This is a genomic window from Pseudomonas sp. N-137, from assembly GCF_034555295.1.
Lineage (GTDB): Bacteria > Pseudomonadota > Gammaproteobacteria > Pseudomonadales > Pseudomonadaceae > Aquipseudomonas > Aquipseudomonas rhizophila.
In genome coordinates this window covers 147,720-171,063 of sequence record NZ_JAXUDQ010000018.1, presented here as the reverse complement: position 1 = coordinate 171,063, position 23,344 = coordinate 147,720, and the positions used below count along the sequence as shown (strand labels likewise).

Below are 23,344 nucleotides of genomic sequence, written 5' to 3'. Positions count from 1 at the left end.
GACAAAAGTGGCAGATAGCAAAACGCCCCACTAGGGGGCGTTTTGTGTGGTTATCCACAGAGCAAGTTACGCCTCGGCTTTTTTCGTAGCCGCTTCGATCTTACGCGTGATGTACCACTGCTGGGTAATCGACAACACGTTGTTCACAACCCAGTACAGCACCAGGCCCGCAGGGAACCACAGGAAGAAGAAGGTGAAGATGATCGGCATCATCTTCATGACCTTCGCCTGCATAGGGTCCGGAGGCGTTGGGTTCAGCTGCTGCTGAATGAACATGGTCGCGCCCATGATGATCGGCAGGATGAAGAACGGATCCTTGATCGACAGGTCGGTAATCCACAGCATGAACGGTGCCTGGCGCATCTCGACGCTTTCCAGCAGCACCCAGTACAGCGCCAGGAACACAGGCATTTGGACAAGAATCGGCAAGCAACCACCCAACGGGTTGATCTTCTCTTTCTTGTACAGCTCCATCATGGCCTGGGACATTTTCTGCCGGTCATCGCCATGTTGTTCTTTCAGGGCGGCCAGTTTCGGTGCCACTGCGCGCATGCGAGCCATGGATTTGTAGCTGGCTGCCGACAATGGGAAGAAGATCCCCTTGATCAGCATGGTCAGGAAGATGATCGACCAGCCCCAGTTACCGACGATGCTGTGGATATGTTGCAGCAGCCAGAAGATTGGCTGGGCAATGAACCACAGGAACCCGTAGTCCACGGTCAGTTCCAGACCTGGGGACAACTCTTTCAACACCGCTTGGCTTTTTGGACCGGCATACAGAATCGCGCTGGTCTCGACTTTTGCACCTGGTGCAGCGGTCAATGCCGGGCCGGTATAACCGACGATGTAGTTGCCTTTGCTGTCTTTACGCGTCTGGACGACGTTGTTCTCGCCTTTCTGCGGGATCCAGGCGGTTACAAAATAGTGCTGCAACCAGGCAACCCAGCCACCTTGTACGGTTTCCTTGAGCTGCGCCTTGTCCATGTCTTTCATGGACACTTTCTTGTACGGCTCCGAACTTGTCCACAGGGCAGCGCCCAGGTAAGTCGCGGTACCGGTGGCGGTGCTGGAGGAAGGATCATCGCTGGCGTCACGCTTGAGCTGCGCGAACATCGCACCAGACCAGGGCTGTGCGCTCTGGTTGTCGATCAGATAGGAAACAGTCACGTCATACAGGCCACGTTTCAAAGTGAAACGCTTGATGTAATTGACGCCGTCCTTGCTGAACTTCAGGTCCACGACCAACTGGTCCTGACCGTCAGCCAGTTGATAAGTCTTCTTCTCGGAGGAGTAAACCGGCCGGCCGGCCGGGTTTGCATCCGGGCCGTTGGTGCCGATCAGACCACTTTGGGCCAGATAGGTCCGCTCATTGCCGTTATCGAACAACTGGAATGGAATTTCCGGATGGTCCTGGCGGCGCGGATACAACGGCAGCTTCAACTGAGCGACGTCACCACCTTGTGGATCGATTGCCAGCTCAAGCACGTCAGTCTTGATCTGGATCAGATCCTTGCTTGCAGCCACAGGGGCTTCGGCAGGAGCAGTGGTATCGTTTGCCGCGCGGGGGATGTCGTCATTGCTGGCGGTGCTATTGCCAGTCGTGGTGTCCGGCAAGCTCGGTGCGGTATTGCTGGCTGCAACATTCTGAGTCGGCAGGGCAGCCTGGCCATAGTCCTGGTTCCATTTAAGAACCATTACGTAGGACACGATTGCCAGGGCGACGATCAGGATCGTGCGTTTGATATCCATGATTACTCGGCCATCGAAGAAGAACGGGAGGTAGGGATAGGCGGAACCGGGTCATAACCGCCGGGATTCCACGGATGACAGCGACCTAAACGACGAAAGGTCAGCCAGCCACCGCGCAGAAGGCCATGATTTTCTATGGCTTCATACGCGTAGCAAGAACAACTGGGGTAGAAACGACAGTGACTGGCCATCAGGGGACTAATGGCGTAGCGATAAAACTGGATCGGAACGAGTGCCAGTTTACGCATCGGGACTGTCTACCCCTACAGTTTCGGTGTTGACTGCTGGCGGTGCTGGCTTGTTACGAGCCAAGCGCTTCCAGAGTTTGCCGAAATGCTGAATCAATTCGGGGTTTTCTACGTCACCCAAACCTTTGCGCGCGACGATAACAATGTCCCAACCGACCAGAGAATCCTGGTTCAGGCGAAACGATTCGCGCATCAGACGTTTGAGGCGATTGCGCTGAACGGAGAGCTTGACGCTCTTTTTCCCGATAACCAGCCCTAGTCGGGGGTGATCAAGATCGTTGCTGCGCGCAAGGAGCAGGAGATTTTTCCCCGGAACCTTGCCGGTAGGGGAGTCAAAGACTGCCTTGAAATGCCGGGGTGTAAGCAGACGCTTTTCCCGACTGAAGTCCTGACTCACCTCCAGTGCCGGATTATCAAACTGCCAGACGCGCACGACCTTTGGCGCGACGACGCGACAGGACGGCACGACCGTTCTTGGTAGCCATGCGAGCACGGAAACCGTGGGTACGAGCGCGTTTGATAGTGCTTGGTTGGAAAGTACGTTTCATGTCGTGTTACCTGGGTTCGTCCACAACGGGCCGGAATGGCCCCCGTTTTAAGAGACCGGGGATTCTAGAGAAAGCAAGCCTCTAGGTCAATTTCCAACCAGCGTTTACTTCAAATAGATATCGCGCCTGGATAGCGGCTTCATCGCAGGACTCCAGATATAGAAATAAAAAGAAGGGAATTATTTAAAGCTTTTCTGTAAAGCTTATAAAAGCAAGGCTGGCACCTATCTGTGGATAACCATCCCTAGGCCTTGTAGTCCGCCATGTACAGAGAATGACAACTACAGGGGAAAGCGGTGTTCAGCCTGTGCTGCGCTGTCGGATAAGCTGTGTGTGGAATGGCTACTTATCCACAGGGAGGTTATCCACCGACTTCAACCCCCACTTGTGCAACGACCTCACGGGCGGTTATCCACAGAGCTTATCCACCGACCGCCTGTCGTCTTGCTCGTTGTTAAGGCATTGATAAATCATGGTGGATGAGCAACCTGCATGTGGATAAGTGGGCGTCCGCTCGCTACAATGGCCGCTTGTTTTTGCCTCACCGGCTTTCAACTTAGGGGATATCCGTGTCAGTGGAACTTTGGCAGCAGTGCGTGGAGCTTTTGCGCGATGAGCTGCCTGCCCAACAATTCAACACTTGGATCCGTCCGCTACAGGTCGAAGCCGAAGGCGACGAGTTGCGCGTCTATGCACCGAACCGTTTCGTTCTTGACTGGGTCAACGAAAAGTACCTGGGACGGGTCATGGAACTGCTCGATGAGCATGGCAATGGCATGGCGCCTGCGCTGTCCTTATTAATAGGCAGCAAACGCAGCTCTGCGCCGCGCGCCGCCCCCAACGCCCCGTTGGCCGCTGCGGCCTCCCAGGCCCAGGCTGTCGCGGCGCCGGTTAACCATGCCGCACCGGCCCCCACGCCGGCACCGAGCAAGCGTAATGCACAAAAAGTGGCCGAGGTCAGCGAAGAGCCCTCGCGGGACAGCTTCGACCCAATGGCCGGCGCCAGCTCCCAACAAGCTCCGGTACGCGCCGAACAGCGCACCGTCCAGGTCGAAGGCGCGCTCAAGCACACCAGTTACCTGAACCGCACCTTTACCTTCGAGAACTTCGTTGAGGGCAAGTCCAACCAACTGGCGCGAGCGGCAGCCTGGCAGGTCGCGGACAACCCCAAGCATGGCTACAACCCGCTCTTCCTTTATGGTGGCGTAGGCTTGGGTAAAACCCACTTGATGCACGCGGTGGGTAACCACCTATTAAAGAAGAACCCGAATGCCAAGGTCGTGTACCTGCATTCCGAGCGTTTCGTGGCCGACATGGTCAAGGCGCTGCAGCTGAACGCGATCAATGAGTTCAAGCGCTTCTACCGTTCGGTGGACGCCTTGCTGATCGACGATATTCAGTTCTTCGCCCGCAAGGAGCGTTCCCAGGAAGAGTTTTTCCACACCTTCAACGCATTGCTTGAAGGCGGGCAGCAGGTCATTCTTACCAGTGACCGCTACCCGAAAGAAATCGAAGGTCTGGAAGAACGTCTCAAGTCGCGTTTTGGCTGGGGCCTGACGGTTGCCGTCGAGCCGCCGGAGCTGGAAACCCGGGTGGCGATCCTGATGAAGAAGGCTGATCAGGCCAAGGTCGAACTGCCTCACGATGCCGCATTCTTCATTGCCCAGCGTATCCGCTCGAACGTCCGTGAGCTCGAAGGCGCCCTTAAGCGGGTCATCGCTCATTCCCACTTCATGGGCCGCGACATCACCATCGAGTTGATTCGCGAGTCCTTGAAGGATTTGTTAGCGCTCCAGGACAAGCTGGTTTCTGTGGATAACATTCAGCGCACTGTCGCTGAATACTACAAAATCAAGATATCCGACCTGCTGTCCAAACGCCGATCGCGTTCGGTGGCTCGCCCGCGTCAGGTGGCGATGGCCTTGTCCAAGGAGCTGACCAACCACAGTCTGCCGGAAATTGGCGATGTGTTTGGCGGACGCGACCACACCACGGTGTTGCACGCCTGTCGTAAGATCAACGAACTTAAGGAATCCGACGCGGACATCCGCGAGGACTACAAGAACCTGCTGCGAACACTGACCACTTGATGACCACCAGCGCAGCTTATTAAGGCAAGGGACTAGACCATGCATTTCACCATTCAACGCGAAGCCCTGTTGAAACCCCTGCAACTGGTCGCAGGCGTCGTCGAACGCCGCCAGACCTTGCCGGTACTTTCCAACGTGCTGCTGGTTGTCGAAGGCCAGCAATTGTCGCTGACCGGTACCGACCTGGAAGTCGAGCTGGTCGGTCGTGTACAGCTTGAGGAACCGGCCGATCCAGGTTCCATCACCGTGCCGGCGCGCAAGCTGATGGACATCTGCAAAAGCCTGCCCAACGATGCGCTGATCGACATCAAGGTCGATGAGCAGAAGCTCGTGGTCAAGGCCGGTCGCAGCCGTTTCACCTTGTCGACGCTGCCGGCCAACGACTTCCCGACGGTGGAAGAAGGCCCAGGCTCGCTGACCTGCAGCCTCGAGCAAAGCAAATTGCGCCGTTTGATCGAACGCACCAGCTTCGCCATGGCGCAGCAGGACGTGCGTTACTACCTCAACGGCATGCTCCTGGAAGTGTCCGCCGGTATCATCCGCGCCGTCGCCACCGACGGTCACCGTCTGGCCATGTGCTCGATGCAGGCCGATATCGGTCAGCCAGACCGCCACCAAGTCATCGTTCCGCGCAAAGGTATCCTGGAGCTCGCGCGCCTGCTGACCGAGCCGGACGGCAATGTCAGTATCGTGTTGGGCCAGCACCATATCCGCGCCACCACGGGTGAGTTCACCTTCACCTCGAAGCTGGTCGATGGCAAGTTCCCTGACTACGAGCGCGTGCTGCCCAAAGGCGGCGACAAACTGGTCTTGGGTGACCGCCAGGCGCTGCGCGAGGCGTTCAGCCGTACCGCGATCCTGTCCAACGAGAAGTACCGCGGCATTCGTCTGCAATTGGCCAACGGTCAGCTGAAAATCCAGGCGAACAACCCGGAGCAGGAAGAGGCGGAAGAAGAAGTGGGCGTTGAATACAACGGCGGCTCTCTGGAAATCGGCTTCAACGTCAGCTACCTGCTCGACGTACTGGGCGTGATGACCACTGAGCAAGTGCGTCTGATCCTGTCGGACTCCAACAGCAGTGCGCTGGTGCAGGAATCCGATAACGACGACTCGGCCTACGTTGTCATGCCGATGCGTCTGTAATCAGCTAGATGTCCTTAAGTCGCGTCTCGGTCACCGCGGTGCGCAATCTGCACCCGGTGACCTTCTCCCCTTCCCCCCGCATCAATATCCTTTACGGCGCTAACGGCAGCGGCAAAACCAGCGTTCTGGAAGCTGTTCACCTGCTGGGGCTTGCTCGTTCGTTTCGTAGCACCCGTCTGTTACCGGTCATCCAATACGATCAGTTGGCCTGCACCGTGTTCGGACAGGTGGAGTTGGCGCAAGGCGGTCACAGTGCCTTGGGGATATCACGGGACCGGCAAGGCGAATTCCAGATCCGCATCGATGGGCAGAATGCCCGCAGCGCCGCGCAACTGGCGGAGATCCTGCCGTTGCAGTTGATCAACCCGGACAGTTTCCGTTTGCTGGAAGGCGCGCCGAAGATTCGTCGACAGTTTCTCGACTGGGGCGTGTTCCACGTGGAACCGCGGTTCATGGCCACTTGGCAGCGCTTGCAGAAGGCGCTGCGCCAGCGAAATTCCTGGCTGCGGCATGGTACACTTGACGCCGTTTCGCAAGCGGTTTGGGACAGGGAACTGTGCCAGGCCAGCGCTGAAATAGATGAATACCGCCGCGCTTACATCAAAGCCTTGAAACCGGTCTTCGAGCAGACCTTGAGCGAACTGGTTGAGCTTGAGGGCCTGACGCTCAGCTATTACCGAGGCTGGGACAAGGACCGGGAACTGAGCACCGTACTGGCTGGCTCGCTGCAGCGGGACCAGCAGATGGGCCATACCCAGGCTGGACCGCAACGCGCTGACTTGCGCCTTAGATTGGGCGCACATAATGCCGCGGACATCTTGTCCCGGGGGCAGCAGAAGTTGGTGGTGTGTGCATTGCGTATTGCCCAGGGCCATTTGGTCAGCCAGGCTCGACGCGGTCAGTGTATTTATCTGGTGGATGACTTGCCGTCCGAATTGGACGAAGCCCACCGCCGCGCACTCTGCCGCTTGCTGGAAGACTTACGCTGCCAGGTTTTTATCACCTGTGTAGATCACGAATTATTGAGGGAAGGCTGGCAGACGGAAACGCCAGTCGCTCTGTTCCACGTGGAACAGGGCCGTATCACCCAGACCCACGACCATCGGGAGTGAAGGCATTGAGCGAAGAAAATACGTACGACTCAACGAGCATTAAAGTGCTGAAAGGCCTGGATGCCGTACGCAAACGTCCCGGTATGTACATTGGTGACACCGACGATGGCAGCGGTCTGCACCACATGGTGTTCGAGGTGGTCGACAACTCCATCGACGAAGCCCTCGCCGGTCATTGCGATGACATCAGCATCATCATCCACCCGGATGAGTCCATCACTGTTCGTGACAACGGTCGTGGCATCCCGGTAGACGTACACAAGGAAGAAGGCGTTTCCGCAGCCGAGGTCATCATGACGGTGCTGCACGCCGGCGGTAAGTTCGATGACAACTCCTACAAGGTTTCCGGCGGTCTGCACGGCGTAGGTGTATCGGTCGTGAACGCACTGTCCGAAGAGCTTGTTCTTACCGTTCGCCGCAGTGGCAAGATCTGGGAACAAACCTACGTCCACGGTGTGCCTCAGGCGCCGATGGCGATCGTAGGCGACAGCGAAACCACCGGCACCCAGATTCACTTCAAGGCTTCCAGCGAAACCTTCAAGAACATCCACTTCAGCTGGGACATCCTGGCCAAGCGGATTCGTGAACTGTCCTTCCTCAACTCCGGTGTCGGCATCGTCCTCAAGGACGAGCGCAGCGGCAAGGAAGAGCTGTTCAAGTACGAAGGGGGCCTGCGTGCATTCGTTGAATACCTGAACACCAACAAGACTGCGGTCAACCAGGTGTTCCACTTCAACGTCCAGCGCGAAGATGGCATCGGCGTGGAAATCGCCCTGCAGTGGAACGACAGCTTCAACGAGAACCTGTTGTGCTTCACCAACAACATTCCACAGCGCGATGGCGGTACTCACCTGGTGGGTTTCCGTTCGGCGCTGACCCGTAACCTGAACAACTACATCGAACAGGAAGGTCTGGCGAAGAAGCATAAAGTCGCCACCACCGGTGACGATGCCCGTGAAGGCCTGACGGCGATCATTTCGGTGAAAGTGCCGGATCCGAAGTTCAGTTCCCAGACCAAGGACAAGCTGGTTTCTTCCGAAGTGAAGACCGCGGTCGAACAGGAAATGGGCAAATACTTCTCCGACTTCCTGCTGGAAAACCCCAACGAAGCCAAGCTGGTGGTCGGCAAGATGATCGACGCCGCCCGTGCTCGTGAAGCAGCGCGCAAGGCTCGTGAGATGACCCGCCGCAAAGGCGCGCTGGACATCGCAGGCTTGCCGGGCAAGCTGGCCGACTGCCAGGAAAAAGACCCTGCCTTGTCCGAACTGTACCTCGTGGAAGGTGACTCTGCTGGCGGTTCCGCCAAGCAGGGCCGCAACCGCCGTACCCAGGCCATCCTGCCGCTCAAGGGCAAGATCCTGAACGTCGAGAAGGCGCGCTTCGACAAGATGATCTCCTCCCAGGAAGTCGGCACGCTCATCACTGCGCTGGGCTGTGGCATCGGCCGCGATGAGTACAACATCGACAAGCTGCGTTATCACAACATCATCATCATGACCGACGCCGACGTCGACGGTTCGCACATCCGCACCCTGTTGCTGACGTTCTTCTTCCGTCAGTTGCCGGAGCTGATCGAGCGCGGCTACATCTATATCGCCCAGCCTCCGCTGTACAAGGTCAAGAAAGGCAAGCAAGAGCAATACATCAAAGACGACGACGCCATGGAAGAGTACATGACGCAGTCGGCCCTGGAAGATGCGAGCCTGCACCTGAACGAAGAGGCCCCAGGCATTTCCGGCGAAGCCCTTGAGCGCCTGGTCAACGACTTCCGCCTGGTGATGAAGACTCTCAAGCGCCTGTCGCGCCTGTACCCACAGGAGCTGACCGAGCACTTCATCTACCTGCCGGCTGTCAGCATGGAACAGCTCTCAGATCACGCTGCAATGCAGGATTGGCTGGCCCAGTACGAAGTTCGTCTGCGCACCGTAGAGAAGTCTGGCCTGGTGTACAAAGCCAGCCTGCGTGAAGACCGTGAACGTAACGTCTGGCTGCCAGAGGTCGAACTGATCTCCCACGGCCTGTCGAACTACGTCACCTTCAACCGCGACTTCTTCGGCAGCAACGACTACAAGACTGTCGTCTCCCTGGGCGCGCAACTGAGCACCCTGCTGGACGAAGGCGCGTACATCCAGCGTGGTGAGCGCAAGAAAGCCGTTACCGAGTTCAAGGAAGCCCTTGAGTGGCTGATGGCCGAAAGCACCAAGCGCCACACTATCCAGCGCTATAAAGGTCTGGGTGAAATGAACCCGGACCAGCTGTGGGAAACCACCATGGACCCAGGCTCGCGCCGGATGCTGAAAGTCACCATCGAAGACGCCATTGGCGCGGACCAGATCTTCAACACCCTGATGGGTGATGCGGTCGAGCCTCGTCGTGACTTCATCGAGAGCAATGCTTTGGCGGTGTCTAACCTGGATTTCTGATCCACAGCCACCCTGCCCCAACGAAAAAGGCCAACGCATATGCGTTGGCCTTTTTTTTCGCCCGTTGGCCCTAACCCTAACTCGCCACCGAAGCTTCACTCCCCGCCGCCACACTCTCCAACCGATACCCATACCCATAAATCGTCAGCAACTGCCAACCCCGATCCGCCGTTAGCCCGAGTTTGTTGCGCAGACGGTAGATGTGGGTGTCGAGCGGGCGCGACGAGGTCATTTCCTCGTGGGTCCAGAAGCGCTCGTAGAAATACTCCCGGGACAGTGGACGGCCCAGGTTGGCGAACAGGCAGCGGGCCAGGCGGTATTCCCGTTCGGTCAGGCTGATGGGGATACCGGCGCGGGTGACGGTCAGTTCGGCGTCGTCGAATTCCAGGTCGTTGAATACCAGCACGTCGCTGGCTGGAGCACGTTGCAGGTTATGGCGTCGCAACACGGCTGTGACCCGGGCCTTGAGTTCGTTAGGCCTGAAGGGTTTGCTCACGTAGTCGTCGGCCCCGGCGTTGAGGGCCTGGACCACATCGTGCTCGCCGTCGCGGCTGGTGAGCATGATGGCGGCCGGGGGCGAGTCCATGTGCTCCCGCGTCCAGCGCAGCAGCGACAACCCGCTGATGTCGGGCAATTGCCAGTCGAGGATCAACAGGTCGAAGGTTTCCCGGCGCAGCTGCCGCAACAGGTCTTCGCCGCGCTCAAAACTGTGCAAGGTCCAGGCTTGCTCTCCCCTGCCGGGGATTTGTTGCAGTGTCTGTTCCACCCGGCGCAGCTCGGCCGGTTCGTCATCCAGTATGGCGACACGCATGGGATGCGATTCCTTGATCTCGAGAGTAACGGACATCATCAGGGTGGCCTGCAATCTGAACAAATATTCCACTTGCCCGATGTAACCTCGGCGGGCCGATAAGTTGTCGGGTTGCAGGTCCCCTGTCGCTGGCAGTGACAATACCGGCTCATGACGCGCAGGGAAAGGTAGCAGCGCGCCACCTATCGAGTCCGCTATAGTCTTTGGTCTTCAGCCTGCTGGTGCGACACGCGACCCCCCATGAAAAAAATCCCCCGTTCCTATGTTCTGTCAGGGTGCTTATGAGCAACCAGCGTCGTCGTGAAAGCCGTGAACCGACCCAAGTCCAACGCATGTTTCGCCAATTGGTACGGGAATGGTTGTGGATAAGTCTTCTTCTATTACCGCTCACCGCGTTGTTGTCGTTCAGTACCCAGCCAACACGCCACGGGCCAGAAGCGGCGTTGTTGTCGGTGTTTGTGGTCGCTGTTGTGCTGGGGTTGCTATTGCTGCGCCCTCGCCTGGCGCTGTGGACGACAGTGGGTGGCATGAGCATGGCCCTGCTGATCAGTGTCGTACTCGCGGCTGAAGGTTGGTGGTGGTCGCCCATGGCGAGCGTGCTGGGCATCGTGTTTGGTTATCTGATCTGGAATTGGCGGCGGCTGAGCGTGGTGCTGGCCTACTTTGGCTGGGAACTGGCGCGCCTGGATGCGGAGCCCAAGGTGTTCCCCGAACGGCGTCGTGCGCCCTACACGGGCAGCGACCGCTTGCAGGGCCAGATCATGGCCCTGGAGCAAGCCATGGGGAGAACCCGGGACACCCGTCGCTTTATTGCCGATGGCCTCGAATACCTGCCGGTGGCAACAATGATCAGCGATCCTCAGGGCAAGATATTGCTGGGTAACCGCAAAGCGCGTGATCTCTTCGGCCGTGGCTTGGCGGGGGGCGATGTATTGGAGCATCTCGCGCAGTTGGGTTACCCAGGACTGGAACGCGGGGTGCCTCACCGGTTATCCACATTGCCCCTGGTGGAGTTTCGCGACAGCCGGGAGCGCAGCCTGCGTCTGGAACGAGCCCCGCTATTGCCGGTTGATGGAGAGGCGCCGATAGGCTGGTTACTGAGCCTCATCGACCTGAGCGCGGAGCGCGAAGCCGAAGAGCAGCGCAGCGTCATGCTGCGTTTTTTGTCCCATGATTTGCGCGCGCCCCACTCGGCGATCCTGGCCCTGCTGGATGTGCAGCGGCATCAGGCCGGGGCGAATAATCCGCTCTTCGATCAGATCGAGCGGCAGGTGCGTCGCGCCTTGGAATTGACCGACGGCTTTGTGCAACTGGCCAAGGCCGAGTCTGAGGCGTATCAATTCCAACCGACGCTGTTCGCCATGTTGGTCCTGGATGTACTTGACCAGGCGCTGCCCATCGCCCAGGCAAAACGCATCCAGTTGATTCATGAAATAGAGGATGAAGAGGCGATGGTGAGCGCGGATCAATCATTGCTGACCCGTGCCCTGTTCAATCTGCTGGAAAATGCCATCAAGTACAGCCCGCCCGACGCCTGCATTTCCCTGCAGGTTCATTGCACGTCGGGTTGGTTGACCTGCAACGTCGCCGACCAGGGCAAGGGCATCAGCGCCGAAGAACTACCGAACCTGTTCAGCCAGTATCGACGGTTTTCCTCGGCTCACGGTGTGGATGGCATTGGCTTGGGACTGTCGATGGTCAAGGCCGTGGTGGACCATCACGAGGGGAAAATCGAATGCCATAGCGTGGTAGGCAAAGGCACGACGTTCAGCCTGCGATTCCCGTTGTTGGCGGAGTAAAGATCGCCCGAACGCGGCCCGAGCCTTCGGACGATCTTTTGGTGCTATAAAAAACTTATGCACCTGTACGTGGCTTTTATGTGTTTATGAAATATGTATTAAAAACAAAGACATAAAACAGAAAAGTAACGGATTTCGAAAAAACGGTGCACAGGTTATCCACAGATATCAAACAGCGGCTTGTTCCGTGGGCACTTCCGCGACAGGACCGGGTGGAAGCGAACCCATCTCCCGTTGGGTCTGTTCGTTCCAGGTTTGTACGCGTTCATTGAGCTCGGCAATAGCACGGGGCCCGCTACCTTCGGCATACATGGGCTTGCCGATCACCACGGTGATGACGCCCGGTGTCCGGAGCCAGCCACCCTTGGGCCAGAACTTGCCGGCATTGTGTGCAATCGGCAGCACCGGCAGGTCAGCGTTTACCGCCAATGCGCTGCCACTGCGGGAGAATTTGCCGATCGTCCCGTAGGGAACACGGGTACCCTCTGGAAAGATCAAAACCCAAACCTTGTCCTTGAGCAGCTCATCACCTTTTTTCGCCACTTGCTTGAGAGCAACCTTGGGGTTGTCCCGGTCAATGGCGATGGGGCGCAGCATTGCCATGGCCCAGCCGAAGAAAGGTACGAACAGCAGCTCACGTTTGAGCACTTGGCTCAGGGGCTCGAAGTAAGCCGAAAGGAAGAAAGTCTCCCAGGTGCTCTGGTGGTTGGACTGGATCACGCACGGCCGCTCAGGCACGTTTTCGGCGCCTTTTACTTCATACCGTATCCCCAGAAAAACCTTGCTCAGCCACAGCGCGCAACGGCACCAGTACACATTGATAAAACGGTAGCGCGTCCTGAACGACATGAAAGGCGCTACAAAAAAACTCAACGTGCACCACAACAACGAACTGGTGCCCAGCAGCAGGTAAAAGAGAAAGGTTCTGATGGCCTGCAATATCGACATAGCGGCATTTACCGTTGCGGGCAGTGCCCGACTGTTTAAGCGCTTCCCGAACAGTCCTTGATCAGGATGTCTTGGGAGCTCTAATTGTGGATAAGTTCAGCGGCAATCGCCGCCAAGTCTTCAAAAATCAGGGTGCCCACCGGCAGGGTCTTGCCCAGAGTCTTCTCGCCTTTGCCGGTCTTTACCAAAACGGGCTGACAATCGACGGCTTTGGCCGCCTCCAGGTCACCCAGGCTGTCGCCGACGAACCACACTCCCGCCAGCGTTACATCGTAGTGAGCGGCAATGGTTTTCAACATGCCCGGCTTGGGCTTGCGGCAATCACAACCTTCGTCCGGCCCGTGCGGGCAGTAGACGATCAGCCCGACTTCACCGCCCTGCTCGGCCACCAATGCGCGCAAGCGCTCATGCATGGCCTCAAGGACCGCGAGGTCGTAGTAACCGCGGGCAATGCCCGACTGGTTGGTGGCAACCGCCACCGTCCAGCCGGCCTTGCTCAACTGCGCGATGGCTTCGATCGAACCGGGGAGCGGCAACCACTCCTCCACCGATTTGATATAAGCGTCGGAGTCGTGGTTGATCACTCCGTCCCGATCGAGAATCAGCAGTTTCAAAAGCAGCCCCTCAACCCAGCATGGAAATGTCGGCAATATTGAGGAACAGGCCCCGCAGGCGCGCCAGCAGTGCATAGCGATTCTTGCGAACATCTTCGTTGTCCGCATTCACCATCACGGCTTCAAAGAACGCATCGACAGGATCGCGCAGTGCTGCCAGGCGTGCCAGCGCTTCGGCATACTCGCGCTTTTCCATCAGCGGTTGCACGGACGTAGACGCCTGCTGGATAGCCGAGTTGAGTGAGAACTCCACGGCGTTATCAAAGTACCGCGCCTCAGGTACGGCGAAAATTGTAGGCTCGGCCTTGCTCAGCAGATTCGACACCCGCTTGTTCACCGCCGCCAGCGCTGCTGCTTCCGGCAGTTGGCGGAAAGCCTGCACCGCTTGGACGCGCTGGTCGAAGTCCAGGGCCGAACCGGGCTTGAGGGCACGCACCGACAGATAGGTGGCGACATCGACGCCTTCGTCTTCATAACGCGCACGCAGGCGGTCGAAGATGAATTCCAGCACCGCGTCGGCCAGACCGGCAGACTTGACCTTGCTGCCGAACGCATTGACGGCGAACGCCACAGCGTCGTTCAGGTCCAGGTCCAGTTGATTGTCGATCAGGATCCGCAGCACACCCAACGCCGCGCGACGCAGGGCGTACGGGTCTTTGCTGCCGGTAGGCAACATGCCGATGCCGAAGATACCCACCAGGGTGTCGAGCTTGTCGGCGATGGCCACGGCCGCACCGGTCAGGGTGGTCGGCAGTTCAGCGCCGGCACCGCGGGGCATGTACTGCTCGTTCAGCGCCAGGGCCACGTCTTGCGGCTCGCCGTCGTTGAGGGCGTAGTAGTAACCGGCAACGCCTTGCATCTCCGGGAACTCACCGACCATTTCTGTGGACAGGTCGCACTTGGACAGGATGCCGGCACGGGCGGCGCGCTGGGCGTCGCCGCCAATGCGTGGAGCGATGAAAGCAGCCAGTTTCGAAACGCGCTCGGCCTTGTCGTAGACGCTGCCGAGTTTTTCCTGGAACACCACGTTCTGCAGGCGTTCGTTGAAGCTTTCCAGCGGTTGCTTCTTGTCCTGCTTGAAGAAGAACTCGGCGTCCGTCAGGCGCGGGCGAACGACTTTCTCGTTACCGGCGATGATCTGCTGCGGGTCCTTGCTTTCGATGTTGGCGACGGTGATGAAGCGCGGCAGCAACTTGCCTTCAGCGTCCAGCAGGCAGAAATACTTCTGGTTGTCCTGCATGGTGGTGATAAGCGCTTCCTGCGGCACTTCAAGGAAACGTTCCTCGAACGAGCACACCAGCGGCACTGGCCATTCCACCAGCGCGGTCACTTCGTCCAGCAGACTTGGCGGCACGATGGCGGTGCCTTCCTGCTGGGTGGCCAACTCTTCGGTGCGCTTGCTGATCAGTTCGCGACGCTCGTTGGCGTCAGCCAATACGTAGGCGGAACGCAGGTCGGCCAGGTAATTGGCCGGCGAGGTGACGCGCACGCTCTGCGGATGATGGAAGCGGTGACCGCGGGAATCGCGACCGGCCTTCTGGGCCAGGATCGTGCAGTCGATGACTTGGTCACCGAGCAGCATCACCAGCCATTGGGTCGGACGCACGAACTCTTCCTTGCGCGCGGCCCAGCGCATGCGCTTGGGAATCGGCAGGTCGTTCAGGGAATCTTCGACGATGGTCGGCAACAGGCTGGCGGTCGGCTTGCCCTTGATGCTCTGGCTGTAGCGCAGCTTCGGCCCGCTCTGGTCGATTTCGCTCAGGTCCACGCCACATTTCTTGGCGAAACCGAGGGCGGCCTGGGTTGGGTTGCCGTCGGCATCGAACGCGGCCTGGCGTGGCGGGCCGTCGAGGTTGATGCTGCGGTCCGGCTGCTGGGTCGCCAGGGCGGTGATCAGCACGGCCAAACGACGCGGTGCGGCGTAGACATGCTTGGCTTCGAAGTTCAGGCCAGCGGCTTGCAGGCCCTTCTCGATACCGGCCAGGAACGCATCGGCCAAGGTGTTCAGGGCTTTGGGTGGCAGTTCTTCGGTGCCCAGTTCAACCAGAAAATCTTGAGCACTCATTGTGCAGCCTCCAGCTTAGCCAACACTTCATCACGCAAATCCGGGGTCGCCATCGGGAAGCCCAGCTTGGCACGGGCCAGCAGGTAGGCTTGCGCAACGGAACGCGCCAGGGTGCGTACACGCAGGATGTATTGCTGGCGCGCAGTCACGGAAATCGCCCGGCGTGCGTCCAGCAGGTTGAAGGTATGGGACGCCTTCAACACCATTTCATAGCTCGGCAACGGCAGCGGCTGGTCCAGTTCGATCAGGCGCTTGGCTTCGCTTTCATAGAAATCGAACAACTCGAACAGCTTGTCGACGTTGGCGTGTTCGAAGTTGTAGGTCGATTGCTCCACTTCGTTCTGGTGGAACACGTCGCCGTAGGTCACTTTGCCGAACGGGCCGTCGGCCCATACCAGGTCGTAGACCGAGTCCACGCCTTGCAGGTACATGGCCAGGCGTTCCAGGCCATAGGTGATTTCGCCGGTCACCGGGTAGCACTCGATGCCACCCGCTTGCTGGAAGTAAGTGAACTGGGTCACTTCCATGCCGTTGAGCCAGACTTCCCAGCCCAGGCCCCAGGCGCCCAGGGTTGGCGATTCCCAGTTGTCTTCAACGAAACGAATGTCGTGCACTAGCGGGTCGAGGCCGACGTGCTTGAGCGAGCCCAAGTACAGCTCCTGGAAATTTTCCGGGTTCGGTTTCAGGACCACCTGGAACTGGTAGTAGTGCTGCAGACGGTTCGGGTTTTCGCCGTAGCGGCCGTCAGTCGGGCGGCGGCTGGGCTGCACATAAGCGGCGTTCCAGGTTTCCGGGCCGATGGCACGCAGAAACGTGGCAGTGTGGAAAGTGCCGGCGCCTACTTCCATATCGTAGGGCTGAAGTACCACGCAACCTTGCTCGGCCCAGTATTGCTGGAGGGCGAGGATCAAGTCTTGGAAGGTACGCACGGCTGGCGTAGGCTGGCTCACGAAATTCACCTGTTTCTTGGGCTGCGATTTAAAGAGCGGGAGTATACCCGATTCGTTCGTGCGCACGCCCCCTGGAGCCTTATGCCACGCTGCTTTTGGTGTTCTGACGATCCTTTGTACATGGCTTATCACGATCAGGAGTGGGGCACGCCGCTGCGCGATGCGCAGGGTTTGTTCGAGTTGCTTTTGCTCGAAGGGTTCCAGGCCGGGCTGTCCTGGATCACCGTTTTGCGCAAACGCGAGCGCTACCGGCAAGTGCTGTTCGGCTTTGACGTCCAGCGCGTGGCGCAGATGAGCGATGCAGAAATCGATGAGCTGATGCTCGACCCCGGCATCATCCGCAACCGCCTCAAGCTCAATGCGGCCCGGCGCAATGCCCAAGCCTGGCTGGCCCTGGAGGATCCGGTGGCGTTCCTCTGGTCGTTCGTGGACGGCAAGCCGGTCATCAACCACTTCAAGGATCGCTCCGAAGTGCCGGCCATCACGCCCCAGGCCGTGCAGATGAGCAAGGGCCTGGAAAAAGCCGGCTTCACTTTTGTCGGGCCGACCATTTGTTACGCCTTGATGCAGGCCTCGGGAATGGTCATGGACCACACCCAGGACTGCGACCGCTACGCGGAGCTGGCAAACGGCGGTTAGAATAGCCGGCTCGCAACACGCCCATGAATTCAGGAGTGACCTGTGGATAAGTTGAAAGGCGCCTTGCTGGTCGGCGCTCTGCGGTTGTTTGCGATGCTGCCTTGGCGCGCGGTGCAGGCGTCGGGTTCGGCCATCGGCTGGCTCATGTGGAAGCTGCCCAATCGTTCCCGCGACGTGGTGCGGATCAACCTCGCCAAGTGTTTCCCCGAGATGGACCCGGCCGAGCGCGAACGCCTGGTGGGCCAAAGCCTCAAGGACATCGGCAAATCCCTGACTGAAAGCGCCTGCGCCTGGATCTGGCCGGCCCAGCGTTCCATCGACCTGGTGCGGGAAGTCGAAGGCCTGGACGTATTAAAAGAAGCGCTCGCTTCCGGCAAAGGCGTGGTGGGCATCACCAGCCACCTGGGCAACTGGGAAGTGCTCAACCACTTCTATTGCAGCCAGTGCAAACCGATCATTTTCTACCGTCCGCCCAAGCTTAAAGCGGTGGATGAATTGCTGCGCAAACAGCGCGTGCAACTGGGCAACAAAGTCGCGGCGTCGACTAAGGAAGGTATCCTCAGCGTCATCAAAGAGGTCCGAAAGGGCGGTCAAGTGGGCATTCCCGCCGACCCGGAACCGGCCGAGTCTGCCGGCATCTTCGTCCCCTTCTTCGCCACCCAGGCCCTGACCAGCAAGTTCGTACCGAACATGCTCGCCGGTGGCAAGGCCGTCGGCGTATTCCTCCACGCCCTGCGCCTGCCGGACGGCTCCGGCTACAAAGTCATCCTCGAAGCCGCCCCAGACGCCATGTACAGCACCGACACCGAAACCGCCTGCGCCGCCATGAGCCAGGTTGTGGAGCGTTATGTACGCGCCTACCCGAGCCAGTACATGTGGAGCATGAAACGCTTCAAAAAACGCCCGCCAGGCGAGGCGCGGTGGTACTGAAGGCCTGTTGCTGCATATGAGTGACACAGGGATTTGTGGTGAATGCAGGATATGCGAACACCCAAGAACCCATGTGGGAGCCGAGCTTGCTCGCGATGACGGCGGCCCATTCAACATCAGTGCAAGCTGAACCACCGCTATGGCGAGCAAGCTCAGCTCCCACGGGGATTTGTGATGGATGCGATATCTGTGAACAACCCGGAAAAACTGTGGGAGCGAGCCTGACAGACAACACATATCCAACCGAACGGCTCACCCTGTGGCGAGGGAGCTAGCTCCCGCTGGGCTGCGCAGCAGCCCCAACCAAGCTGACACATTCTTTCAGGCACAGAGGTCTATTTTTCCAAGCACAGTGCGGGCTGAATGTCCTAATCTCGCCTAGCCCCAATCAGCCAAGGACGCGTCAATGGGCATTCGAGGTAATGACCGCCAGATCGACAACATCGAGCTCAATGTCAGCGACATCGCCCGAAGCAAAGCCTTCTATGCGAGCGCATTCGGCTGGAGTTTCGTCGACTACGGCCCGACCTACACCGAATTCAGCGACGGTCGTCTGACCGGTGGCTTCACGACCGGTGAACCTGTGCGCCCAGGCGGCCCGTTAATCATCCTGTACGCGGATGACCTTGAAGGCACCCAACTCAGACTCAAGGCCGCTGGGGCGATCATCAGCCGTGAAGTGTTCGATTTCCCCGGTGGCCGACGTTTTCACTTTATCGATCCGGATGGCTATGAGCTGGCGGTGTGGTCGGCTTCCTGATGGCTGATTGATCACGAGGAGGCGCAAAGCCTCAATCGTGTCCATGATTAAGGACCTGCGATATCGGTGACGTTGGAATGGCAAAGCCATCTCTAAATCCGTCGGATTACCGTCCGTTCAGAAATATCGCACTTCCTCTGGTTCATTAATCAAGGAGTCCCCTCATGAAAATCGACTTCACCGGACGCCACGTCTTAGTCACCGGCTCCTCCAGCGGCATTGGTTTCGCCACAGCCAAAGGCTTCCTCGAGTCCGGCGCCCACGTGGTCATCAATGGTCGCAGCGAGAGCAGCGTGGAGGACGCGTTGCAGCGGTTGGGCGACCTTGCTTCAAATGCCGCTGGCTTTGTGGGTGACCTTAGTCATGAGGCTGGCTGCCAGGCACTGATCGCCAAGCACCCAAGCTTCGATATCGTCATCAACAACCTGGGCATTTTCAAACAGGAAGACTTTTTCGAAACGCCGGACAGCGAATGGCAGCGCTTTTTCGAAACCAACGTGATGTCGGGCGTGCGGGTTTCCAGGGCCTACGCGCCTGGCATGGTCGAGCGCGGTTGGGGGCGGATTGTGTTTGTCTCGTCGGAATCGGGTCTGAACATCCCCGCCGACATGATCCACTACGGCTTTACCAAAACCGCCCAACTGTCCATTGCTCGCGGCCTGGCCAAGCGCCTCGCCGGCACCGGCGTTACGGTGAATTCGGTACTGCCTGGGCCGACGCTTTCCGAAGGAGTTGCCCAGATGCTCCAGGCAGACGTCGAGCGCAGCGGGGAAAGCCTGGAAAAAGTCGCGGCGGATTTCGTCAACCAGCACCGCAGCACCTCGATCATCCAGCGTGCGGCGCGCGTCGAGGAAGTCGCCAACATGATCATCTATGCCAGCTCGGAACAGGCCTCGGCCACCACCGGTGCGGCGTTGCGTGTGGATGGTGGTGTGGTGGATAGCATCGTTTAGGGCTCAATGACACGTTGCAAAAAAACGCCGCTTCCTCATGAGAGATAAGCGGCGTTTTTTCTTTTGGAAGCAACATGGGTTGATTTGACCCGTTTTCGGAGCGTTGAAGGGTTTGTTCAGCCTACCCGGTTTTCGATCAAGCGATCCGAGCCGCCTTCGGCTAAACGTTTATCGATCAGCCGATCCGAACCGCCTTCGGCGACACGTTTTTCGATCAGCCGATCTGAACCACCTTCAGCGACACGTTTATCGATCAGCCGATCCGAACCGCCTTCGGCGACACGTTTTTCGATCAGTCGATCTGAACCACCTTCAGCGACACGTTTATCGATCAGCCGATCCGAACCACCTTCAGCGACACGTTTATCGATCAGCCGATCCGAGCCGCCTTCGGCGACACGTTTATCGATCAGCCGATCCGAACCACCTTCAGCGACACGTTTTTCGATCAGCCGGTCCGAGCCGCCCTCAGCGACCGTAGGTTGAACAAAAGAAGTTGCGAATGCATTGCCGAGCGCCAGTGCGAGAAGCGAGCCAACAAGCGTTTTGTTGAAAGTGTTCATGTCCTGATCCTTTTTATTCGTAGATGAAGTGAGTTAGACGGTGACGTGCAAACGGACGTCGACGTTGCCGCGTGTCGCGTTGGAGTACGGGCAGACCTGGTGAGCCGCGTCGACCAGCGCTTGAGCATCGGCTTGATCCAGACCCGGCAGATTGATGTGCAGGTCAATGTCCAGACCGAAACCGCCAGGGATCTGGCCGATGCCGACGTGTGCCGTGATCGAGGCGTCAGCAGGGATGCTGCGTTTGCTTTGGCTGGCGACAAACTTCAATGCGCCGATGAAGCAGGCCGAGTAACCGGCGGCGAACAACTGCTCAGGGTTGGTGGCTTCACCACCGGCGCCGCCCAGGGCTTTTGGTGTGGCCAGTTTCACGTCGAGAATCTTGTCGCTGGAAACAGCACGGCCATCACGGCCACCGGTGGAGGTTGCGACTGCGGTATAGAGAACGTTCATGGTGTTTCCTCGCTTGCTGATTGGTTTGACCGATTTGGTTTGCGCTAAATGTTTGTGCGCTAACCAGTTGAGATAAAGTTAAAGGGCAAATAGTTTGCGCGCAAGATAAATTTTTGAAAATTTGCCGAATTTGAATTAACCAGTTGATCCAAAAGGAAATTTATTTTTAAGCGCCGCCGTGTCGACAGAGCGTGTGGGCCGCGAAGTGATTCAAGGGGAAGGAGGTGCTAGGGGTATCAGCAGGGCCAGCGTAATTGCAGAGCTTCGGAGAAAGGGCGTTCAAAGTAGAATGATGGGCTTCTCGATCATTCCCACGCTCCTGCGTGGGAATGCCGCCAGGGACGCTCCGCGTTCCGCTTTTGGAAGGTGATGCAGAGCGTGGACACGATCAAATTCCAACTGATGATGTAAGCCAATCCGACTAAGCAACAGCCACTCGATTACGCCCCAAGGCCTTTGCTCGATACAGAGCTTTGTCCGCATCGTTCATCAGGCTGTGAAGGTCCTTATTACAAGCCTCCGTCGACGCGACGCCGAGGCTGGCTGATATGCAGTGAACAGGCTCGATCATCAAACCCGCAATCGTATCGATGAGCTGTTCTGCAATTTGGGTAGCGACTTCGATGGAAGTGTCCGGAAGCAGGATGGCGAACTCTTCCCCGCCTAGCCGGCCATGAATATCCGTTCCCCGAAACGACGAACTGATGACCGCCCCCATCTGGCGCAGAACCTGATCCCCCACCTGATGGCCGTAGGTGTCGTTGATGTGCTTGAAGTGATCCATGTCCAGCATGACGGCGCACAACCCTACCCGCTTGGCCTTGCATTCGTCGTAGAGCTGTTGGGCATGCTCGAAAAAAGCCCGACGGCTCTTCAGGCCGGTCAGTTCATCGGTTTGGGCTGCGCGAGTTGAAATGCTGTTGGCCTGTTCCATTTCGCGGGTGAGTCGAAAAGCGGTTTCCAGTGCCTGGGACATTTTGTGTGTAGCACGGGCGGCAAATGCTGCGAACACCAAAATCGAGAGTGCGATGCCCACTTGAATCGGCGACGGTTGAAACAGCAGCCAGGCGGTGCACGGCAACAGCACCAGGCCAATGGAGACGAGAGTCATATCACGGTAGGCGGAGTAGCAGGACACCGCGCTGACGGACATGCCGACAGTAAAAAGCATGACCAATGCCTGGGACAACAGATCGTCCGCCGGCATGACCGCTAATGCGCCTCCTCCCCAGATGCTGGCGGACAATACCAGTGTGATCCAGTATTTGCGCTCCCAGCGTTGGGGGGTGCGCTCGCTTTCGTCGCTGCGAACATAGGCAACGAACAACGAAATGCGCAACAGCGTCGAGCCAGTCAAGATGGCCAACCACCAAAAGATGACGCTGTGCTCAAACCGATTCCAGCACAGCCAACACAGCATGATGGCCGCGAGGTAGCTACCGAACACCGCAGAAACCGATTGGCGAAACAGTTGCTGCAGCCGGTCAGTTCGCACCTGCTCGGCTATGAAGAAAGCCTGGTCATTCCGAGATCCTGGGCAATCCATGTGATCCACCTGATCGTGACGCAACTGAAAGAGAGCGATTGTGGCACCCTGCCAGTAAGGCGAACAACTGAATTACACCCACCGCCCCGATATCCCGATTAAACCGAGCCCCGTGGCGAGAGAGCTTGCTCCCGCTGGGCTGCGAAGCAGCGCCAACCATTCCTACAGACAAATCGCATCATCCTCGCGGGTGCGTTCCTGAAGAATGTGTCGCACATGGCATGCCAGGATGCAGGAACGCTTTAGCGTGCAGACATGGCGTGCCATGGTCGAGCGTGGCGTTGAGCCGCGATAGCGGGTAAACCCGCCAAAGAAAAACCCGACGCTTTACGTCGGGTTTTTCGTGGAGCGGCTCAAACGCAGCTTATTCCGACCCGCGCGTGAGTCACGGGTGCAGAAGGGATGGAGCGCAATGTCGAATGAACGCGAGCAAGCCCGACGCGCTCATTGTTTACGGGTTACTCGACTTGCGACAGCTTAGCGTCGTCGCAACCGGCAGCACGGCACTCGCGCTCGACAGCCTTGAGTATGACGATACGCGCCTCGGTCTTCTCATTGGCACAGTCCAGGTAGAGCAGGCCATCGTTGGAACAGGCGTTGTCACGGATTTTGATCCACTGGATTTGAGCGGCTTTCACTTTTTTCTTTTGCTCCGGGTTCAGAGCACTCATCGTCTTCTTGTATTGCTCGTTGATTTCCTGATCCGACTGAACCATTTTCAGCGACGCGCAATAGGTCCTGTCATAGGCGTTTCTAGGGTTATCGCAACTCATCGCAGATGCCGATGCTGATGCCATTGCCAGCAATGTCCCAACCAACAAAGACTTGATCACTCACTTCACTCCCTGAATGCCCTCTATTCATTAGAGGTCGCGGCGGGGAATTTATCATGAGGGTTGTAGAACAATGAAGCAGATCCTAGGGCTTATTCGGCCTGAACAACGGGCAAATGCTGCTAGGGGGTCGGGAGCAAGTGATTGCTGAAAAAGGCTGCGTAGCT

General features: G+C 58.1%; 22 protein-coding genes. 9 read left to right on the top strand and 13 right to left on the bottom strand.

Going from position 1 to position 23,344, the window contains the following annotated elements; all coding sequences use genetic code 11:
* Positions 1-66 precede the first annotated feature (66 nt).
* Genes yidC through rpmH form a run of 4 tightly spaced genes read right to left on the bottom strand, consistent with a single transcriptional unit; the run spans position 67 to position 2,545 of the window.
* Positions 67-1,749 (bottom strand): membrane protein insertase YidC, encoded by a 1,683-nt coding sequence (gene yidC, locus T3A99_RS15710; protein WP_047230103.1) that lies wholly within the window; start codon positions 1,747-1,749, stop codon positions 67-69.
* A 2-nt stretch (positions 1,750-1,751) separates the two neighbouring features.
* Positions 1,752-1,997, bottom strand: a complete 246-nt coding sequence (gene yidD, locus T3A99_RS15705) for a membrane protein insertion efficiency factor YidD (RefSeq protein ID WP_010465488.1) — start codon at positions 1,995-1,997, stop codon at positions 1,752-1,754.
* A complete protein-coding gene (gene rnpA / locus T3A99_RS15700) occupies positions 1,990-2,394 on the bottom strand; it encodes a ribonuclease P protein component (RefSeq protein WP_047230119.1) in 405 nt (134 codons plus the stop codon). The genes yidD and rnpA overlap by 8 nt, the downstream gene beginning before the upstream one ends.
* Positions 2,395-2,410: 16 nt before the next feature.
* On the bottom strand, positions 2,411-2,545 hold the full coding sequence (gene rpmH / locus T3A99_RS15695) for a 50S ribosomal protein L34 (protein WP_003213577.1): 135 nt from the start codon (positions 2,543-2,545) through the stop codon (positions 2,411-2,413).
* A 569-nt stretch (positions 2,546-3,114) separates the two neighbouring features.
* Between rpmH and dnaA the strand changes: the two genes are divergently transcribed.
* From dnaA to gyrB, 4 genes are read left to right on the top strand one after another with little or no spacing between them, the layout of a single operon-like run.
* A complete protein-coding gene (gene dnaA / locus T3A99_RS15690; protein ID WP_047230104.1) occupies positions 3,115-4,635 on the top strand; it encodes a chromosomal replication initiator protein DnaA in 1,521 nt (506 codons plus the stop codon).
* 39 nt (positions 4,636-4,674) lie between these two features.
* Entirely contained in the window at positions 4,675-5,778 is a 1,104-nt protein-coding gene (gene dnaN / locus T3A99_RS15685) for a DNA polymerase III subunit beta (protein ID WP_007903001.1), read from the top strand.
* An 8-nt stretch (positions 5,779-5,786) separates the two neighbouring features.
* A complete protein-coding gene (gene recF, locus T3A99_RS15680; protein WP_047230105.1) occupies positions 5,787-6,890 on the top strand; it encodes a DNA replication/repair protein RecF in 1,104 nt (367 codons plus the stop codon).
* 5 nt (positions 6,891-6,895) lie between these two features.
* The gene (gyrB, locus tag T3A99_RS15675; protein ID WP_047230120.1) at positions 6,896-9,313 is read left to right on the top strand and encodes a DNA topoisomerase (ATP-hydrolyzing) subunit B; all 2,418 of its coding nucleotides are present in this window, start codon (positions 6,896-6,898) and stop codon (positions 9,311-9,313) included.
* 76 nt (positions 9,314-9,389) lie between these two features.
* Here the strand turns inward: gyrB and T3A99_RS15670 are convergent, their stop codons facing one another.
* Positions 9,390-10,124: a response regulator transcription factor gene (locus T3A99_RS15670; RefSeq protein WP_076386511.1), complete on the bottom strand. Its 735-nt coding sequence runs from the start codon at positions 10,122-10,124 to the stop codon at positions 9,390-9,392.
* A gap of 281 nt (positions 10,125-10,405) precedes the next feature.
* Here T3A99_RS15670 and T3A99_RS15665 point away from each other — a divergent pair, with 281 nt between their 5' ends.
* Entirely contained in the window at positions 10,406-11,923 is a 1,518-nt protein-coding gene (locus T3A99_RS15665; protein ID WP_322834544.1) for a HAMP domain-containing sensor histidine kinase, read from the top strand.
* A 168-nt stretch (positions 11,924-12,091) separates the two neighbouring features.
* On the opposite strand, the gene T3A99_RS15660 is transcribed toward T3A99_RS15665, so the two are convergent.
* The 4 genes from T3A99_RS15660 to glyQ form a co-directional block, all read right to left on the bottom strand.
* Positions 12,092-12,871 (bottom strand): lysophospholipid acyltransferase family protein, encoded by a 780-nt coding sequence (locus T3A99_RS15660; protein ID WP_047230107.1) that lies wholly within the window; start codon positions 12,869-12,871, stop codon positions 12,092-12,094.
* Between the two features lie 80 nt (positions 12,872-12,951).
* On the bottom strand, positions 12,952-13,491 hold the full coding sequence (gene gmhB / locus T3A99_RS15655; protein WP_171061292.1) for a D-glycero-beta-D-manno-heptose 1,7-bisphosphate 7-phosphatase: 540 nt from the start codon (positions 13,489-13,491) through the stop codon (positions 12,952-12,954).
* 4 nt (positions 13,492-13,495) lie between these two features.
* A complete protein-coding gene (glyS, locus tag T3A99_RS15650; RefSeq protein WP_322834543.1) occupies positions 13,496-15,550 on the bottom strand; it encodes a glycine--tRNA ligase subunit beta in 2,055 nt (684 codons plus the stop codon).
* Positions 15,547-16,500, bottom strand: coding sequence for a glycine--tRNA ligase subunit alpha (gene glyQ, locus T3A99_RS15645; protein WP_022641565.1), 954 nt, complete (start codon positions 16,498-16,500; stop codon positions 15,547-15,549). The genes glyS and glyQ overlap by 4 nt, the downstream gene beginning before the upstream one ends.
* A gap of 81 nt (positions 16,501-16,581) precedes the next feature.
* Between glyQ and tag the strand changes: the two genes are divergently transcribed.
* From tag to T3A99_RS15625, 4 genes are all read left to right on the top strand, one after another.
* On the top strand, positions 16,582-17,139 hold the full coding sequence (gene tag, locus T3A99_RS15640; RefSeq protein WP_047230110.1) for a DNA-3-methyladenine glycosylase I: 558 nt from the start codon (positions 16,582-16,584) through the stop codon (positions 17,137-17,139).
* 42 nt (positions 17,140-17,181) lie between these two features.
* Complete coding sequence (locus T3A99_RS15635) at positions 17,182-18,069, top strand: lysophospholipid acyltransferase (protein WP_047230111.1); 888 nt, start codon at positions 17,182-17,184, stop codon at positions 18,067-18,069.
* Positions 18,070-18,475: 406 nt separating this feature from the next.
* The gene (locus tag T3A99_RS15630) at positions 18,476-18,829 is read left to right on the top strand and encodes a VOC family protein (protein WP_076383158.1); all 354 of its coding nucleotides are present in this window, start codon (positions 18,476-18,478) and stop codon (positions 18,827-18,829) included.
* A gap of 164 nt (positions 18,830-18,993) precedes the next feature.
* Entirely contained in the window at positions 18,994-19,782 is a 789-nt protein-coding gene (locus T3A99_RS15625) for an SDR family NAD(P)-dependent oxidoreductase (RefSeq protein ID WP_076383157.1), read from the top strand.
* Between the two features lie 116 nt (positions 19,783-19,898).
* Here T3A99_RS15625 and T3A99_RS15620 read toward each other — a convergent pair whose 3' ends face one another.
* The 4 genes from T3A99_RS15620 to T3A99_RS15605 form a co-directional block, all read right to left on the bottom strand.
* Positions 19,899-20,345: a phage infection protein gene (locus T3A99_RS15620; RefSeq protein WP_322834542.1), complete on the bottom strand. Its 447-nt coding sequence runs from the start codon at positions 20,343-20,345 to the stop codon at positions 19,899-19,901.
* A 33-nt stretch (positions 20,346-20,378) separates the two neighbouring features.
* On the bottom strand, positions 20,379-20,798 hold the full coding sequence (locus T3A99_RS15615; protein ID WP_003196182.1) for an organic hydroperoxide resistance protein: 420 nt from the start codon (positions 20,796-20,798) through the stop codon (positions 20,379-20,381).
* Between the two features lie 421 nt (positions 20,799-21,219).
* Positions 21,220-22,344, bottom strand: coding sequence for a diguanylate cyclase (locus T3A99_RS15610; protein ID WP_322834541.1), 1,125 nt, complete (start codon positions 22,342-22,344; stop codon positions 21,220-21,222).
* Positions 22,345-22,802: 458 nt separating this feature from the next.
* Entirely contained in the window at positions 22,803-23,177 is a 375-nt protein-coding gene (locus T3A99_RS15605) for a lysozyme inhibitor LprI family protein (RefSeq protein WP_080962942.1), read from the bottom strand.
* Positions 23,178-23,344 lie beyond the last annotated feature (167 nt).